This window comes from Archangium sp., from assembly GCF_045802675.1.
GTDB lineage: Bacteria > Myxococcota > Myxococcia > Myxococcales > Myxococcaceae > Archangium.
Genome location: NZ_JBJMQO010000128.1, coordinates 1 through 15,343 on the forward strand (window position 1 = coordinate 1; position 15,343 = coordinate 15,343).

The window sequence follows — 15,343 nt, forward strand, 5'->3', positions numbered from 1 at the left end:
ACCACGCTGGTGCGCAGCGCGCTCAGCACGCGCACCGTCTCCTCGAGCGCCTGGGGCAGCTTGCCGGGAGGCAGGGTGAAGCTGGCGGTGAAGAGGCCCGGGTCCCTCGGCGTGTAGGCGTACGAGTGGATGTCGTTGACGAGGCTGCGCTTGCGCTTCACCTCCAGCACCAACCGCGAGGCCTCGCCCTGGCCGGCGAGCATGGCCAGCGCATCCAGCGCGGGCACGTCCGGGTGGTCCGCCTGGGGAATGGGGAAGGCGAGGTTGAGGTAGGCCTCCTTCACCTCGTCCGGGCGCAGCAGCACGCGGCGGCGCGTGGCCTCGGGCTCTCGCGCGCGGCTCACGCCTCCCTCGTACGGCCGGCCCCAGTCCCCGCCGAAGATTTCGTCCACCCACCGGCGCAGCTCCGCCTCGGTGAAGTCCCCGGCGGCCGACAGCACCAGGTTCCCCGGCGTGTAGTGGCGCCGGTAGAACTCGAGCACCTTGTCCCGGCTGAAGCTGCGCACGCTCTCGGCGGTGCCGATGACGGGGTGGCGGTAGGGGTGCTCCTGGTAGGCGGTGGAGAAGAGATCTCTCGAGGCGCGCCGCGCGGGCGTGTCCTGGCTGCGTTTGATTTCCTCGCACACCACCTCGATTTCGCGCGCCAGTTCCTCCGCGTCGAAGGCCGAGGCGCGGATGGCGTCGCCGAGGATGTCCAGGCCCATGCGGGCGAACTGGCTGGCGAGGACGATGTGGTAGACCGTCTGGTCGAAGGACGTCCAGGCGTTGATTTCGCCGCCGTGGGCCTCCACGTCGCGGGCGATTTCCCCGGGGCCGCGGCGGGCCGTGCCCTTGAAGAGCATGTGCTCGTGCAGGTGCGCGAGCCCGGCCTGGTCGGGGCGCTCGTCGGCGCTGCCGGCCTTGACCCACACCTGGAAGGCGGCCACCCGGGCGGTGTGCTGCTCGTCGAAGACGACGGTGAGTCCGTTGGGAAGTGTGTAGCGCTGTGCCATGGAACGTCCGAACCTGACACCGGCAGTAGGGGTAGGCAAGGCGAGCCGGGGCCCTTTACGACCAGTCCCTAACGCCCGGAGGGGCCCGACGCGACCCTGTTGTGCGCCTGGAGACCAGACGGGTGGCCGGGTTTCTCTACGGCCCGCCGACGCAGGTGGAGAAGCGACGCCGCGAACGTTAACCTCGGCCCTCATGGGGTCGTCGTCAGAGGAGCTGGATCCACTCGCCGAGCTGCGGGAGAGCCTGGAGGCGGAAGCGGTCTCCGTGGCGCCCGTGGCCGCCGCATCCGCACGTCCCGCCGCGGCTCCCCCTCCGCTGCCTCCCCGCAGGGCCATGCCCCCTCCTGTCCCGGGCAAGGCGACTTCCGCCACCCCGGCCGCCTTCCGGCCCGCCATGTCCCTGCCGTCGGTGCAGGACGTGCCCCGGGGAGAGTCCGCGGCGGCCGCCCCGGCCCGTCCCGTGGGCGCCGCGGACCCCTTCGGCGAGCCTCACGAGCCGCGCCTGCCGCTGGGCGGCGCCCCGGAGGACAAGCTCGAGCACTTCCGCTCGGTGCTGAAGCAGAAGACGGAGACGCTGGCCCGGGCGCGGGCGCTGTACGCCGAGCGCGAGGCCGAGCTCCAGACACTCCGCCTCTCCGAGGCCGCGCTGCTCCGGCAGGTGGCGGAGACGCGGGAGCGGCTCGGCGCGCTCGAGGAGCTGCCCGCGAAGCTGGAGCAGTCCTCGGCGTCGCTGGCGCGCGAGGCGGCACGCACGGCCGTGGCCGAGGCGAAGGTGGCGGAGCTTCAGGGCGAGCTGCACACGGCGGAGGAGGACCGCAAGGACCTCTCGCGCGCGCTGGCCGAGGTGGAGACGGAGCTGTCGCGGCTCTCCGGGGAGCTGAAGCACGAGCGGGACTCGCGGGGCTCGCTCGCCGAGGAACTCGTCGGGGCGAAGGAGGCCCTGTCGCTGGCGCAGGACCGGGTGGCGGAGCTGGCCGCCGAGCGCGCCGAGATGCAGGGCGCCCTGGAGGCCGTGCGCGAGCAGTACCAGGCCACCGTGTCCGAGCTGGAGCAGACGGCGGAGGCGCTGAAGGCGGCCCAGCACGAGCAGCAGCTCGCCGAGGCGGAGCGGGTGGGGCTGTCGGAGCGGGTGGCGCAGCTGGAGGCGTCGCTCGCGGAGTCCGAGTGGTCGAGCAGCTCGCTGGAGGAGGCGCAGGCGCGCACCCGGGAGCTGGAGGCCGAGCGGGACGCGGCGCGCGCGGAGGCGGCGGATCTCTCCGAGCGAGCGGAGGTGGCGGAGGCGGAGGTGGTGGGGCTGCGCGAGCGGATGGAGGCGGACGCGGCGGCGCTGAGCGAGGCGGCGGAGCAGGCCGAGGCGCAGGTGGTGGCGCTGCGGAGCGAGCTGCAGACGGTGGAGTCGGACCGGAAGGATTTGTCGCGCGCGCTGGCGGACGTGGAGTCGGAGCTGGCGCGCGTGCAGGCGCGGGCGGTGCGGGCGGCGGAGCTGGAGGCCGAGCTGCGCACGGTGGAGTCGGACCGGCAGGACCTGTCGCGTGCACTGGCGGACGTGGAGGCGGAGCTGGCGCGCGCGAAGGACGAGGCGGCCCAGCGGGAGGCGGCGGGAGCGGAGGCGGAGCTGGAGGTGGAGGAGCTGGACGCCGGGAGCCGCGCGCGCGAGGCCGAGGAGCAGGCGGAGCGGTTGCGGCAGCGGGTGAAGATGCTGGAGGGCGCGCTGGAGACCTCGCGGAGCGGCAAGGGCCAGGCGCCGGACGAGGCGCTGGAGGCGCGCGTGGCGGAGCTGGAGGCGGAGCTGGCGCAGGAGCGCGAGCGGCATGCCGAGGCCTCGGAGGAGACGGGCGCTCCGGCCGAGCTGCTCGCCGAGCGCGACCAGCTCAAGGAGGACGTGGCGGCGATGAAGCGCAAGCTGAGGGCGGCGGAGACGGCGCTGGAGGCGGCGGCCAGCTACAAGATGAAGGTGGCCCGGCTGGAGGCGCAGCTCGCGCAACTGAAGGGAGCGAAGTAGCGCGGATGGAATTCGCGGGCCCCATCGACCCACTCACGGGGACCGCGGCGGCGCGGTTCGGGCTGTACGTGCACTTCCCGTACTGCCTCTCCAAGTGCCCCTACTGCGACTTCGCGGTGGCGGTGGTGCGCCAGGTGCCCGAGGAGCGCTATGCGCGCGCGGTGCTGGCGGAGCTGGATGCGCGGCTGGCGGCGGAGCCCTCGCTGCGGACGCGGCCCCTGGAGTCCATCTTCCTCGGCGGCGGCACGCCGTCCATCTGGCACCCGCGCTGGGTGGCGCACGTGCTGGAGGGCGTGGCGGCGCGGCTGACGCTGGCGCCGGGCGCGGAGGTGTCCCTCGAGGCCAACCCGAGCGTCGCGGACGCCGAGCGCTTCGCGGGCTACCGGGCCGCGGGCGTCAACCGGCTCTCGCTGGGCGTGCAGTCCTTCCACGAGGAGACGCTGAAGGCCCTGGGGCGCGAGCACTCCGGCCTCGAAGCGGCGCGGGCCTACGAGACGGCGCGCCGGGCGGGCTTCGACGTGGTGTCCATGGACTTCATCTACGGGGTGCACGGGCAGACGCGGGCGCAGGCGGAGGCGGATGCGCGCCAGGCCGCGGCGCTCGGGCCCGAGCACCTGTCCACCTATGCGCTGACGGTGGAGCGCGAGGTGCTCGCGGTGGCCACGCCCCTCTCGCGGCAGCTCGACAAGGGTGAGCTGGCGCTGCCTCCGGACGAGGAGGTGGTGGAGATGGCGCAGGCCATCCGCGACGCCTACGAGGCCCACGGGCTGCGCCGCTACGAAATCTCCAACCACGCGCGGCCGGGCTTCCACTCGCGGCACAACGCGCTCTACTGGACGGGCGGCGAGTACCTCGCGCTGGGCGTGGGCGCCACGGGCATGCTGCTCACGTCGGCGCCGGGGGCGCGGCCCTCGGGCTACCGCTACGTGAACCTGCGCGGCTCGGACGCGTACATGCGCGCGGCGGAGGAGGGGCAGCTCCCCGAGTCCAGCCGCGAGGCGCTCACCTCCCAGGAGCTCTTCGAGGAGCGTCTGGCCATGGGGCTGCGGTTGCGCTCCGGGGTGGACTGGGAGGCGGTGTGCGCGCGCTACGGCCAGGACCCCGCGCCTCGCCGCGCCGAGATCGCCCGGTTGATTCAACATGGCCTCGCGAGGCTCGATGGCCCGAGGCTCGTGCTCACCGACGCGGGCGCGGACGTGCACAGCGCCATCGCCGCGCGGCTCCTCTAACCGCCGCGCTCACTTCAGCGGCGGCGACTCCAGCTCCACACGCCCGTCGGCGTAGAGGGCGGCCACCTTGCCGCCACGCAGCTCCAGCGCCGCGAGGTGGTGGCCGTAGCCGGTGCTCAGCCCCGTGTCGATGAACACCGCCCTGCCGCCAAAGCGCGTGCGCACCTTCCCGTCCCGCTCGGTGGTGTGCCCCATCACCATCCGCTTCGCGCCGAAGCGTCGCAGCACCGTCTCCAGGGCGGGGCCCGTGCTCTGCTCCTCGCCCAGCGCGTAGCCGCGGAACCACAACGGCCCTTCCGGGTTCGTCCCGCCGCCCGGAGGATTGCCGGGGAACAGGTCCTGCCTCACCCAGCGGTTGAGCTCGGCCAGCGTCTTCCCCGGCGCCTCGGGCGCGACGCCCCCGTGCACGAAGAGGGTGTCGTTGATGCGCACCACCGCGGGGTGGGTCCGCAGCCAGCGGCCATAGCGCCCCTGGGGGCCGTACGCCGCGCGGTGCCCCTCGATCCCTCTCGGCGAGCCGGGCGCGTCCGCCGCCGCCGACGGGTCCACGAACGAGGCCAGCTCGCCCGGGGTGACGTAGCGCAGGTCCCCGAGCATGTTCATCACCTCGTGGTTGCCCAGCAGCGCGTGCACCCGGCCTCCCGCCGCGAGCGCCTCCGTCTCCAGCCGCATCAGCAGCTCGAAGGCCTCGCGCGTGTGCTCGCCCCGGTCCGGAATGTCGCCCGTCTGCACCAGGTGCGCCTTGCCGCCGCTCCAGTGCTCCTTCGCGTCGAGCAGGCCGGCCAGCCGCAGCACGTCCTTCAGCGCCTGCACGTCCCCGTGCACGTCGCCCACCGCCACCACGCGCTCCACACCGGAAAAGGTGTCGGGCACCGCGTCCTCCAGTCGGGACGGGGCGGGTGCTGCCGGAGGAGGTGCCGCGGCGAGGAGCATGGGGACGAGCAGGGTGAAGAGCATGAGGCGTTCCTACCCCAAATGGAAACGGCGCGAGCAGGTCGCTTGCCTGCTCGCGCCGTCCCTGTCCGGCAAGGGCCGGGGTGCGGACTACGGGGCCTTCTCGCCCGCGACCTTCAGGATGTTGAACTCCACGCGGCGGTTGTTCTCACGGCCCGCCGCCGTCTTGTTGGAGTCCACGGGCTTCGTCTGCCCGTAGCCCACCGACTCGAGACGATCCGCGGCGACGCCCTCGCGGATGAGGAAGGAGCGCACGTTGGCCGCGCGGCGATCCGACAGGTTCTGGTTGGCCGCCGGCTTGCCCTGGTTGTCCGTGTGGCCTTCCACGCGCAGCAGCTCAATTTGCGGGTTGGCCTTGAGCACCGCCGCCACCTGCTTCAGCAGGTCGAACGACTTGGGCAGGATGACGTCCTTCGCCGTGGCGAAGTAGACCTTGTCCAGGATGACGATGCGCTTGGACTCCAGGCGCACCTTGGACTTGCCCTCGTCGGGGCAGCCGTCCTCGTCCTTCACCCCGTTGATGACCTCGGGCTGCAGGGGGCACTGGTCCTCCCAATCCGGCACGCCGTCCTTGTCGTTGTCGGGGTCGGGGCAGCCATCCTCGTCCTGGAAGCCGTCCTTGTCCTCGGGCTGGGCCGGGCACTTGTCCTCGTCATCCATCAGCCCGTCCTTGTCCGTGTCCACCGCCGGCTTCGCGTCCGGGCAGCCGTCGGTGTCCTCGAAGCCGTTCACGGTCTCGGGCTGCATCGGGCACTTGTCGTTGACGTCCAGGATGCCGTCCCCGTCGTTGTCCGGATCCGGGCAGCCGTCGTCGTCCTGGAAGCCGTCCTTGTCCTCGGCCTCGGCGGGGCACTTGTCCTGGAGGGCCTGGCCCTGGCTGTCCGTGCCGCTGTCCGCCATGCCGTCCCCGTCCGAGTCGACGGGCGGAGGCGGAGCGGCGGGAGCGCGCTCACCGGGCTGCGTCCAGTCCAGGCCCGCGAAGAGGCGGAAGCCCGGCGTGCCGTAGCCGCGGGAGAGGCCCGGGCCACCGCCCACGTGGGCCGCCAGCCCCGGGGTGATGCGGTACTGCACCGCCGCGAGGAGCTCCAGCGGACGCCCCTCCATGTCCTGGTCGTTCAACCCGAACGCGCCCGCGAGGTTGGCGCGCAGCGCGAGCTTCTCGCTGAGGGGCACCTGGGCACCCACCGCGTACATCAGCTCGGTGCCCGTGTGCAGGTTGCGCGCCTGCTGCTCGGGCTGGAGGTTGGCGCCGAGGTTGGCCACCACCCGCAGCCCGTTGCCGTTGCCCCACTCGCCGATGACCTGGGGCCGCGCGCTCACACCCGAGCCGCCGCGGAAGGCCTGGCCTCCCGCGGAGGGCAGCAGCACGGGGACGACCACGCCGAGGTCGAACCCGCCCACCGTCAGCAGGTGCGCCTTGGGCACCAGCCGCACGTCACCCAGGCCCGCGCCCGTCACCCCGTCCTGGAAGGCCGGCATGAGGGCGGCGCCCGACTGCGAGGACTGGTACGTGATGGGCACCGCCACGCCCAGCTCGAACCGGTTCCACAGCGAGAGGGAGCCCATCAGGTCCAACGTCAGCTGATTGGCCACCACGTTGTAGACGAAGTTGTCCTGGCGCGGGTCGAGGAAGCTCAGGGGGTTGCTCGCGTAGTCGAGCGACGCCCCCAGGTGCCAGCCGAGGTGCCCGTCCACCTGGGCGCCGTGCACGCCGAGGATGTCCGTGGCGCCCGGGCCGGGCTTGTAGCGCTGCACGTCGATGGACTGGGACAGCGGGGACGGCGTGGGCGACTGGGCCTCCGCCGCCGGAGCGGACAGCAGGCCCAGCACACCCAGCAGCCCACCGGCCGCCGCGGTGCCACGGCGCGAGGCGCGCCGCGAGCGCATCATCGGCACGGCGAGCAGCATCGCCGCCAGCCACACCAGCGGAGAGCCACTGCCCGAGCTGCTGCAGCCACGGCCCACGAGCAGCAGGTCGTCCGAGTCGTCGAGCGGGTTGCTGTTGCTCTTCACCTCGTCACCGTCCTTGATGCCACCGTGGTCGGTGTCGGGGTCGTTCGGGTCGGTCTCCCCGGACTCGAAGCGGCCATCGTGGTCCTTGTCCTCGGCACCGTCCGACAGGCCGTCGTCGTCGCTGTCGGCCTTCTTCGGGTTCGTCTTGGTGGAGGGGTCGGCGTCCGGCACGAAGTTGGGCGAGCTCGTGTCGGTGCCCGCCGGCGCGGTGGCCTTCGTCACGCCCAGCTCGGTGCCGTCGTTGAGCCCGTCGTTGTCGCTGTCCGCGTCGAGCGCATCGATGCGGCCGTCCCCATCCGTGTCGGTGAGGCCGTCCTGGCCGTCGATGACGCCGTCGTCATCGCTGTCCGCGTCGGTCGGGTTCAGGCCCACCTCCAGTTCCTTGCCATCGGGGACGCCGTCACCGTCGGTGTCCGGGTTGCGCGGGTCGGTCTCGCCCGGGTCCACGACGCCGTTGTGGTTCTTGTCCTCGTCACCGTCCTTGATGCCGTCACCGTCGGTGTCGGCCTTCGTCGGATCCGTCTCGCCCGGGTCCACGATGCCGTCGTGGTTCTTATCCTCGACGCCATCGGGGAGGCCGTCGCCGTCGGTGTCGGCGCTGCGCGGGTCGGTCTCGCCGGGGTCCACCTTGCCGTCGTGGTTCTTGTCCTCGATGCCGTCCGGGATGCCGTCGTGGTCGGTGTCGGGGTCGTTCGGGTCGGTGCCCGTGGCGGTCTCGATGGCATCGGGGATGCCGTCGTTGTCGGAGTCGCGGAGGTCGTCCGAGGCGACGAGCGGGTTGGTCTCGCCCGCGTCGACGCGGCCGTTGTGGTTCACATCCTCCGCACCGTCGGACACGCTGCCGCCGTCGGTGTCCGCCTTCAGCGGGTCGGTCTTGGTGGACGGGTCCGCGTCGGCGACGAAGACGGCCAGGTCGGTGTTCAGGCCCTGGGGAGTGACCAGGCCCAGCTCGGTGCCGTCCTGGAGTCCATCACCATCCGTGTCCTTTTTGAGCGGATTCGTCTTGGAGGTGGAGACCTCGTAGCCGTCCGTGAGGCCGTCGTTGTCCGTGTCATCATCGAACGGATCCGTCCCGAGGGTGGTCTCCTGCGCGTCCGTCAGGCCATCGCCATCGCTGTCCGCGGTGGTGATGTCGTCCGCCTTGACGTTCGGGTCGGTCTCGCCCGAGTCGACGCGGCCGTTGTGGTTCTTGTCCTCGGCGCCGTCGGACACGCCACCGTCGTCGGTGTCGGCGTCCTTCGGATTCGTCTTGGTGGTGGGGTCGGCGTCGGGGACGAAGTTGGCCGAGCTGGTGTTGGTGCCCGCCGGAGCGGTGGCCAGCGTCACGCCCAGCTCGGTGCCGTCCTTGAGCCCGTCGTTGTCGCTGTCCGGATCCAACGCGTCGATGGTGCCGTCGCTGTCCGTGTCGGTGGTGCCGTCCTGGCCGTCGATGACGCCGTCGTCATCGCTGTCGGCGTCGTTCGGATCCAGGCCGAGCGCGATTTCAGTGGCGTTGGGCACGCCGTCGCCGTCGGTGTCGTCGTCCAACCCGTTGAGCGGGTCGGTCTCGCCCGAGTCGACGCGGCCGTTGTGGTTCTTGTCCTCGGTGCCGTCGGACACGCCACCGTCGTCGGTGTCGGCGTCCTTCGGATTCGTCTTGGTGGTGGGGTCGGCGTCGGGGACGAAGTTGGGCGAGCTGGTGTTGGTGCCCGTCGGAGCGGTGGCCAGCGTCACGCCCAGCTCGGTGCCGTCCTTGAGCCCGTCGTTGTCGCTGTCCGGATCGAGCGCGTTGATGGTGCCGTCGCCGTCCGTGTCGACGATGCCGTCCTGGCCGTCGATGACGCCGTCGTCATCGCTGTCGGCGTCGTTCGGATCCAGGCCGAGCGCCACCTCGGTGGAGTTGGGCACGCCGTCGCCGTCGGTGTCGTCGTCCGACTTGAGGTTCGGGTCGGTCTCGCCCGAGTCGACGCGGCCGTTGTGGTTCTTGTCCTCGGTGCCGTCGGGCACGCCGCCACCGTCGGTGTCGGCGTTCTTCGGGTCCGTCTTGGTGGTGGGGTCGGCGTCGGGGACGAAGTTGGGCGAGCTGGTGTTGGTGCCCGCCGGAGCGGTGGCCAGCGTCACGCCCAGCTCGGTGCCGTCCTTGATGCCGTCGTTGTCGCTGTCCGGATCCAACGCGTCGATGAGGCCGTCGCCATCCGTGTCGGTGGTGCCGTCCAGGCCGTCGATGACGCCGTCGTCATCGGTGTCGGCGTCGTTCGGGTCCAGGCCGAGCGAGGTCTCGGTGCTGTCGGGGATGCCGTCGCCGTCCGTGTCGGTCACGGTCTTGTCGTCGGCCTTGACGTTCGGGTCGGTCTCGCCCGAGTTGACCTGGCCGTTGTGGTTGATGTCCTCCACACCATCGGCCACGCCGCCGTCATCGGTGTCCGCGTCGAGCGGGTCCGTCGTGGTGCTCGGGTCCGCGTCGGGCTTGAAGACGGACGCGTTGGTGCCCGTGCCCTGGCCGGCGGTCAGGCCCAGCTCGGTGCCGTCCTGGAGGCCGTCGCCATCGGTGTCGGCCTTGCGCGGGTCGGTCTCGCCGTCGTCCACGAGGCCGTTGGCGTTCTTGTCCTCGTTACCATCGAGGATGCCATCGTCGTCCGAGTCGTCATCGTTCGGGTTGGTGCCGGTGGTCTTCTCGATGCTGTCGGGGATGCCGTCGTTGTCGCTGTCGAGGCCGATCAACCACGTGTACGTGGCCGGAGTGGGGTCCACCACGCCGCCGTAGGTCCGGGCGCGCACGGCGAAGGTGTGCTTGCCGTCGGGCAGGCTCGTGTAGACCTTCGGGCTGTCGCACGACACGAAGGCCCGGCCATCGAGGCTGCAGTCATAGCTGCCGATGTCGAAGCGGCCCGGAGCGGAGAACTGGAAGGTGGCCGTGGAGCTCGTGTCCTTGAGCGGCGGCTGGGCGTCGATCCGCGTGTCGGGCGGGTTGGCCGCGATGGTGAACGGCACGCTGGCCGCGGTGCCGATGTTGCCCGCCGCGTCCTGCGCCGTGGCGCTGACGGTGTGCGCGCCATCCGCGAGCGGCTCCGGAGCCGGCAGGGACCAGTTCCCCGAGGCATCCGCCACGACGCGGCCAATCACCTTGCCATCCACGCTCACGATGACCGTGGCGTTGGGCTCGGCGGTGCCGGTGAACACCGGGCGCTGGATGGTGAGCGTGGCGCCGGAGGCGGGAGCGGTGATGACGGGCGCGCCGGGCGCCACCGTGTCCACCGTGAAGCTGTCGGTGGCCGGCTGGCTCGGGTTGCCCGAGCTGTCGGTGGCCACCGCGGTGATGTCGTGGAGGCCCTCGCCCAGCGAGGCGCTCGTGCACGACCAGTTGCCCGAGGCGTCCGTGGTGGCGGTGCACAGCGTCGTGCCGCCTTCCGTCACGGTGACCGTGGTCCCCGGCAGCGCCGTGCCGGAGATGATGGGCGTCTTGTTGGAGATGAGGCTGCCATTCTCCGGCGTGGTGATGACGGGCCGCGGGACGATGGCGACTTCGATCTTCGTGGGCCCGCTCCCGGCCGGGCTGCGCGAGGCCGTGGTCACCGGGTCGATACCCAGCATGCCGCCGGCGGTGATGAAGGCCTGGTTGTCCACGCGGCCCGAGGTGGTGGGCTTGACCTTCATCTGGAAGGAGATGCGGGTGCTCTCGCCCACGTCACCCGCCGTGAGGATGCCCTTGAGGCTGCCGCCCTTGGTGGGCGTGGCGCCCGTGCCCAGGAAGACGGTGAGGGTGTGGGTGGGCGCGTCGTACTGGCCCACGTCGTCACCCTTGGCGTCGGTGAGCGGACCGGAGAGGAGGGTGTCGCTCGCCGCCACCGAGAGCAGTTGCAGCGAACCGGGCACGTAGTCGAGCTGCGCGGGCAGCGGATCCGTGAGGTACGTGTCGCGCGAGGCGTCATCGCCCACGTTGATGGTGGAGATGGTGTACTCGATGATGTCGCCGGCGCGGACGGTGCCGTCGGCGCGGGTGAGGTTCTTGGCCGACTTGATGGTGTTGGTGAAGTCCGGGGCCTGGGTGGTGATGGAGGTGATGAAGCCGCCCAGCCAGAACTTGTCGCCGCTGGTGTTCACCTTCACCGTCGCCGTGTGGTCGCCGGCGGCCACCGTGACGTCCACCACGTCCAGGTCCATGCCGGAGAGGCTGCCCGGCGTACCGGTGAGCTGCGGACGGTCCCCCTTGTTGCTGACGGGGTAGGTGTCGAACACCCCGTCGGAGCCCGGGTCGGCCGCGGACAGCGGCGTGTCGGTCGTCACCCCGGTGTTCTTCGTCGTCCACGAGCGCGTGCTGTTGAAGAAGTTGTTGGCCGGGTTCAGGTCGTTGCTGAGCAGGACGCCGTTGAACTCGAAGGTGTCGTTGATGTCGGGGGCGGGGTCATCACCCTCGAAGGCGATGACGCCCAGCTTGGCGTCGACGGCATAGGGCGGCACGTAGAAGCCATCCAGGGAGACGCTGGTGCCCGGAGAGCCCGCCACCACCCGCATGCTGTCGAAGAGCTTCACGTGGCGCTTGGTGGCGCCCGGCACCTCGTAGAAGACCACCAGCCACCAGGAGTCGAAGAGGTACTCGCCCGTCGTGGCCTCGAAGGGGATGGCCTGCACGTCGCTCACCTGGTAGGGGCCCGGACCGAAACCCTTCACCAGCGCCGTGACGTCCACCGAGGACTGGTACTGGTACTCCTGGCCGGGCTGGTACTCGAAGGCGGAGTCGTCGGCGGTGAGGGACTTCTCGAAGCCCGCCACGCCCGGCCGCGAGAAGGTGGCGGTGAGGTCCGGCGCCGCGACCTTGTCGCCCGCCGAGCTGTTGAAGCGGGTCGCCGCCCAGTACAGGCGCGCGTACACCACCCTGGCCCCCGTGGGCAGGCCGAGCACGGCCTGGCTGCGGGCCAGCTTGGAATCAATGGCCGCGGTGGTGGTGCCGCCGGACAGGACGTAGGGACGGGTGCTGGCGCCCGTGTTCTCGAGCGTCCAGTCATCCAGGGTCCAGAAGAAGTCCGGGGAGGTGTCGCGTCTGGAGCAGGTGCCCTCGCCGTACACGAAGGTGTTGGGCGGCATCTTGCCGATCAGCGGCCGGGGCGTCGTTTCGCGGCAGTCCTGCCCGAGCGTGTTGCCGACGAGGGCGAAGTTGCCGTGCAGGTCGTTCGAGTAGCGCAGCTTGGGCGCCTCGTTGCTGGTGGCCGCGGCCTGGGCCAGGCCCGCCGTCATCAGCACCAGCAGGGCCAGCAGCAGCGAGGGCACGGACGTCGGGGTCACGGGCCCCCGGCGCTCGGCCGGAGTCGTTGGGTGGGGTGTTCTCATGAGGAACCTGGGGTCGAAGAAGGTGGGGTGGATGACCGGGGCGCCCCTGTGCAAAGCCGGAGCCATCGCGCGCCCTTTTGTTCAGCATAGGTCAATTGCCCCCCCGGCCGCGAGTTCCTGGCCGTTGTAGTTGCAAACGGCTTGCATTAACGGGCCGCCGCCCGCCCGCCTGGGCACCGGGGGGACTGTGGCGGATCGCCCCTGTGGCGCTTCGCCACGCCACACCCGAGCGTGCGGCACCCCGCTCCCACCTGATATGAGCCGCCGCCATGAACACCAGTTGGCTCCTGTGGATCGTCCTCTCCTCGCTGACCGGCAGCCCGGTGCTGTCGGCCCTGGGCGTGCTGGGCTTCGTGTGGGTGGCGGACCGCTACACCGTGGGCATCCTCCCGAGCCCCTTCCGGGCCCTGGGCCGGTGGCAGCGCGCCAACAAGCTGCAGCGGATGCTGCACACCAACCCGCATGACCGGCGGGCGCGCTCGGAGCTGGCCGACCTGTGGGTGAGGCGGGGCAGGTACGCGGCGGCGGTGGAGGTGCTCAAGCCCAACCTCGAGGCGGGCGACGACGACCTCACCACGCTCTTCGTGCTCGGGTTGGCGTACCTGGGAGCGGGGGACGCGGCCCGGGGCGAGCTGCTGCTGGAGGAGGCGGCGAAGCTGCAGCCGGACTACCAGATGGGGGTCATCGACCTGGAGCGGGGGCGCTTCCGGCTGGCGCGCGGGGACACCAAGGGCGCCATCGAGGCGCTGGAGCGGCTGCGCAGGGCTCGGCCCGGGACGGTGGAGGGGCGGGTGCTGCTGGCGCGGGCGCTCGACCGGAGCGGACGGGACGGAGAGGGGGCGCTGGTGCGCGAGGAGGCCTGGAAGGAGTACGTGGCCGCCCCCGGCTTCCAGCGCCGGCGCGAGCGGCTGTGGGCCTGGCGCGCCCGTCCCAGCCGGCCCATTGCCTACGGGGTGGCGCTGCTGGTGGTGCTCGCCCTCGGCGTCTCCATGCTCAGCCGGATGAACCCCCCCGAGCCCTCGCCGGATGGCTACGGCTACGCGGGCGACTCGGACGTGGCCTCCGACGGCGAGTAGTCCTCACTCGTAGTCGACTACGAGTGATGTGGGTGTGGGTGGGATGTTGCTCGTAGTCGACTACGAGTGGCCCCGCTTCCCAGATGTCCGGAAGTGAGGAGGGCCTGCGGCCGTGCGAGGCCGCACACGGGGGTAGTGGGGGAGCGGGGCGGACCTCTAAGCTGCGGCGCCATGTTTCCCACCCCCGCCCTGGTCCTGAGGCAGCGCGAGGGGGCGCTCATCGAGACGCCCTTCCCGCTGCTGCTGCACGCGCTCGCCATCGAGGAGCGCACGTGCACGCTGGAGTTGAAGGTGCGCCAGCGCGAGAAGCGCATCACCTTCGAGGATGGCGCGCCCGTGGCGTGCTCCAGCAACCTGCTGCACGAGACGCTGGGCAAGTTCCTGGTGGAGAAGGGCAAGCTGTCGGAGGTGGACTACCAGAAGGCGCTCGCCGAGAGCGTCTCGACGGACGTGCCCATCGGCGGCCTGCTGGTGCAGAAGGGGCTCATCAGCCCGTTCGATCTGTACAAGCAGATGCAGGCCAACATGGCGATGAGCCTGTTGGACTGCTTCCGCTGGACGGACGCGCGCTACCGGCTCATCGCCGACATCGAGCCGCCGGACACCAGCGTGCGCATGAACACCGCGCAGCTCATCCTCACGGGCATCGCCACGATGATGCCCTTCGACGAGGTGGCCACGCACTTCACCTTCACGGATGAGCGGCACTTCGCGCAGGTGCCGGGCGTGGAGGGGCCGAGGCTGTCCTCGAAGGACGCGCGGCTGTTCCAGGCGCTGCGCACCCGGCCCACCTTCCCGGAGCTGATGGAGCGCTCGGGCCTGGACACCGACGCCACGCTGCGCCGGCTCTATGCCTTCTGCCTGCTCGGGCTCGCGGACTTCGCGGAGGAGGTGGACAAGCGTCCGCCCCCGGCCCCGTCCGCGGTGGCTCCCGCTCCGGTTCCCGCCCCCATGCCCGGCCCCGCGCTCACCCCGCTGCCGGGGATGATTGAGACGGTGGACCCGGCGAGCCTCGTGCCGGCCGGGCCCTCGGGCGTGCCGTTCTCGGATGACGACGAGGCGGTGAAGAACGCGCTGCTGAGCGCCTTCATGGCGCACCGCGGCCAGGATCCGTTCGACCTGCTCGGCGTGCCGGAGAACGTGCAGCCGGTGGCGCTGCGCAAGGCGTTCCTCGCGCTCTCGGACAAGTTCTCGCCCCTGCGCTTCCAGACGGCGGACCTGAAGGAGAAGGCGGAGGGGCTGCTGGTGGGGTACGCGCGGGCGTACGGCGCGCTGTCCGAGGTGGAGCAGGCGGCGCTGTGGCGCAAGCGGCGCGCGGCGGCGCGGGAGAAGAAGGTGGGCACGGGGCGGCCGACCACGGCGGAGCAGTTCCGCATCCGCACGGACCTGCTGGACGCGAGCACCCAGTACGAAGAGGCGCGCAAGCGGCTGAAGGCGGAGAACTACGCGGGCGCCTTCGAGTACTTCGAGTACGCGTGCGACATCGACCCGAAGCCCCTCTACCGGGCGTACCGGGCGTGGGCGCGCTACCTGATGAAGCCCGAGGCGCACGGCAAGCTGGCCCTGCAGGAGCTGCAGGAAGTGACGAGGCAGGAGCCCGGGTGCGAGGAGGCGTGGTTCTTCACGGGCGAGGTGTCGCGCGGCGAGGGGCAGTGGACCCAGGCCGAGGACGCGTACCGCAAGGCCTTCAAACTCAATCCGAAGAACCGGCAGTACGTGGACCTCATCCAGGACACGATGAAGAAGGTGAAGCGCTGAGCCCCGCGGCCCCTC

Annotated in this window: 7 protein-coding genes; 4 read left to right on the forward strand and 3 right to left on the reverse strand. The window is 71.4% G+C overall.

Translation table 11 applies throughout. The features are described from left to right. Positions 1-992 (reverse strand): M16 family metallopeptidase (locus tag ACJ8AN_RS35280; protein ID WP_407759965.1); only part of this gene is annotated, 992 nt, incomplete at its 3' end. A gap of 193 nt (positions 993-1,185) precedes the next feature. On the opposite strand from ACJ8AN_RS35280, the gene ACJ8AN_RS35285 reads away from it, so the two are divergent. Beyond that, positions 1,186-2,994 carry a gliding motility protein gene (locus tag ACJ8AN_RS35285; RefSeq protein WP_407759966.1) on the forward strand — a complete coding sequence of 603 codons (1,809 nt, stop codon included), beginning with the start codon at positions 1,186-1,188 and terminating at the stop codon, positions 2,992-2,994. A gap of 5 nt (positions 2,995-2,999) precedes the next feature. Beyond that, on the forward strand, positions 3,000-4,223 hold the full coding sequence (gene hemW / locus ACJ8AN_RS35290; protein WP_407759967.1) for a radical SAM family heme chaperone HemW: 1,224 nt from the start codon (positions 3,000-3,002) through the stop codon (positions 4,221-4,223). A 9-nt stretch (positions 4,224-4,232) separates the two neighbouring features. Here the strand turns inward: hemW and ACJ8AN_RS35295 are convergent, their stop codons facing one another. Together ACJ8AN_RS35295 and ACJ8AN_RS35300 are read right to left on the reverse strand one after the other, a co-directional pair. Next, positions 4,233-5,180 (reverse strand): metallophosphoesterase, encoded by a 948-nt coding sequence (locus ACJ8AN_RS35295; RefSeq protein WP_407759968.1) that lies wholly within the window; start codon positions 5,178-5,180, stop codon positions 4,233-4,235. A gap of 87 nt (positions 5,181-5,267) precedes the next feature. Beyond that, a complete protein-coding gene (locus ACJ8AN_RS35300; RefSeq protein ID WP_407759969.1) occupies positions 5,268-12,449 on the reverse strand; it encodes an Ig-like domain-containing protein in 7,182 nt (2,393 codons plus the stop codon). A gap of 314 nt (positions 12,450-12,763) precedes the next feature. Here ACJ8AN_RS35300 and ACJ8AN_RS35305 point away from each other — a divergent pair, with 314 nt between their 5' ends. Together ACJ8AN_RS35305 and ACJ8AN_RS35310 are read left to right on the forward strand one after the other, a co-directional pair. Continuing rightward, the gene (locus ACJ8AN_RS35305) at positions 12,764-13,570 is read left to right on the forward strand and encodes a tetratricopeptide repeat protein (RefSeq protein ID WP_407759970.1); all 807 of its coding nucleotides are present in this window, start codon (positions 12,764-12,766) and stop codon (positions 13,568-13,570) included. Between the two features lie 171 nt (positions 13,571-13,741). After that, positions 13,742-15,328, forward strand: coding sequence for a DUF4388 domain-containing protein (locus ACJ8AN_RS35310; RefSeq protein ID WP_407759971.1), 1,587 nt, complete (start codon positions 13,742-13,744; stop codon positions 15,326-15,328). Positions 15,329-15,343: the final 15 nt, after the last annotated feature.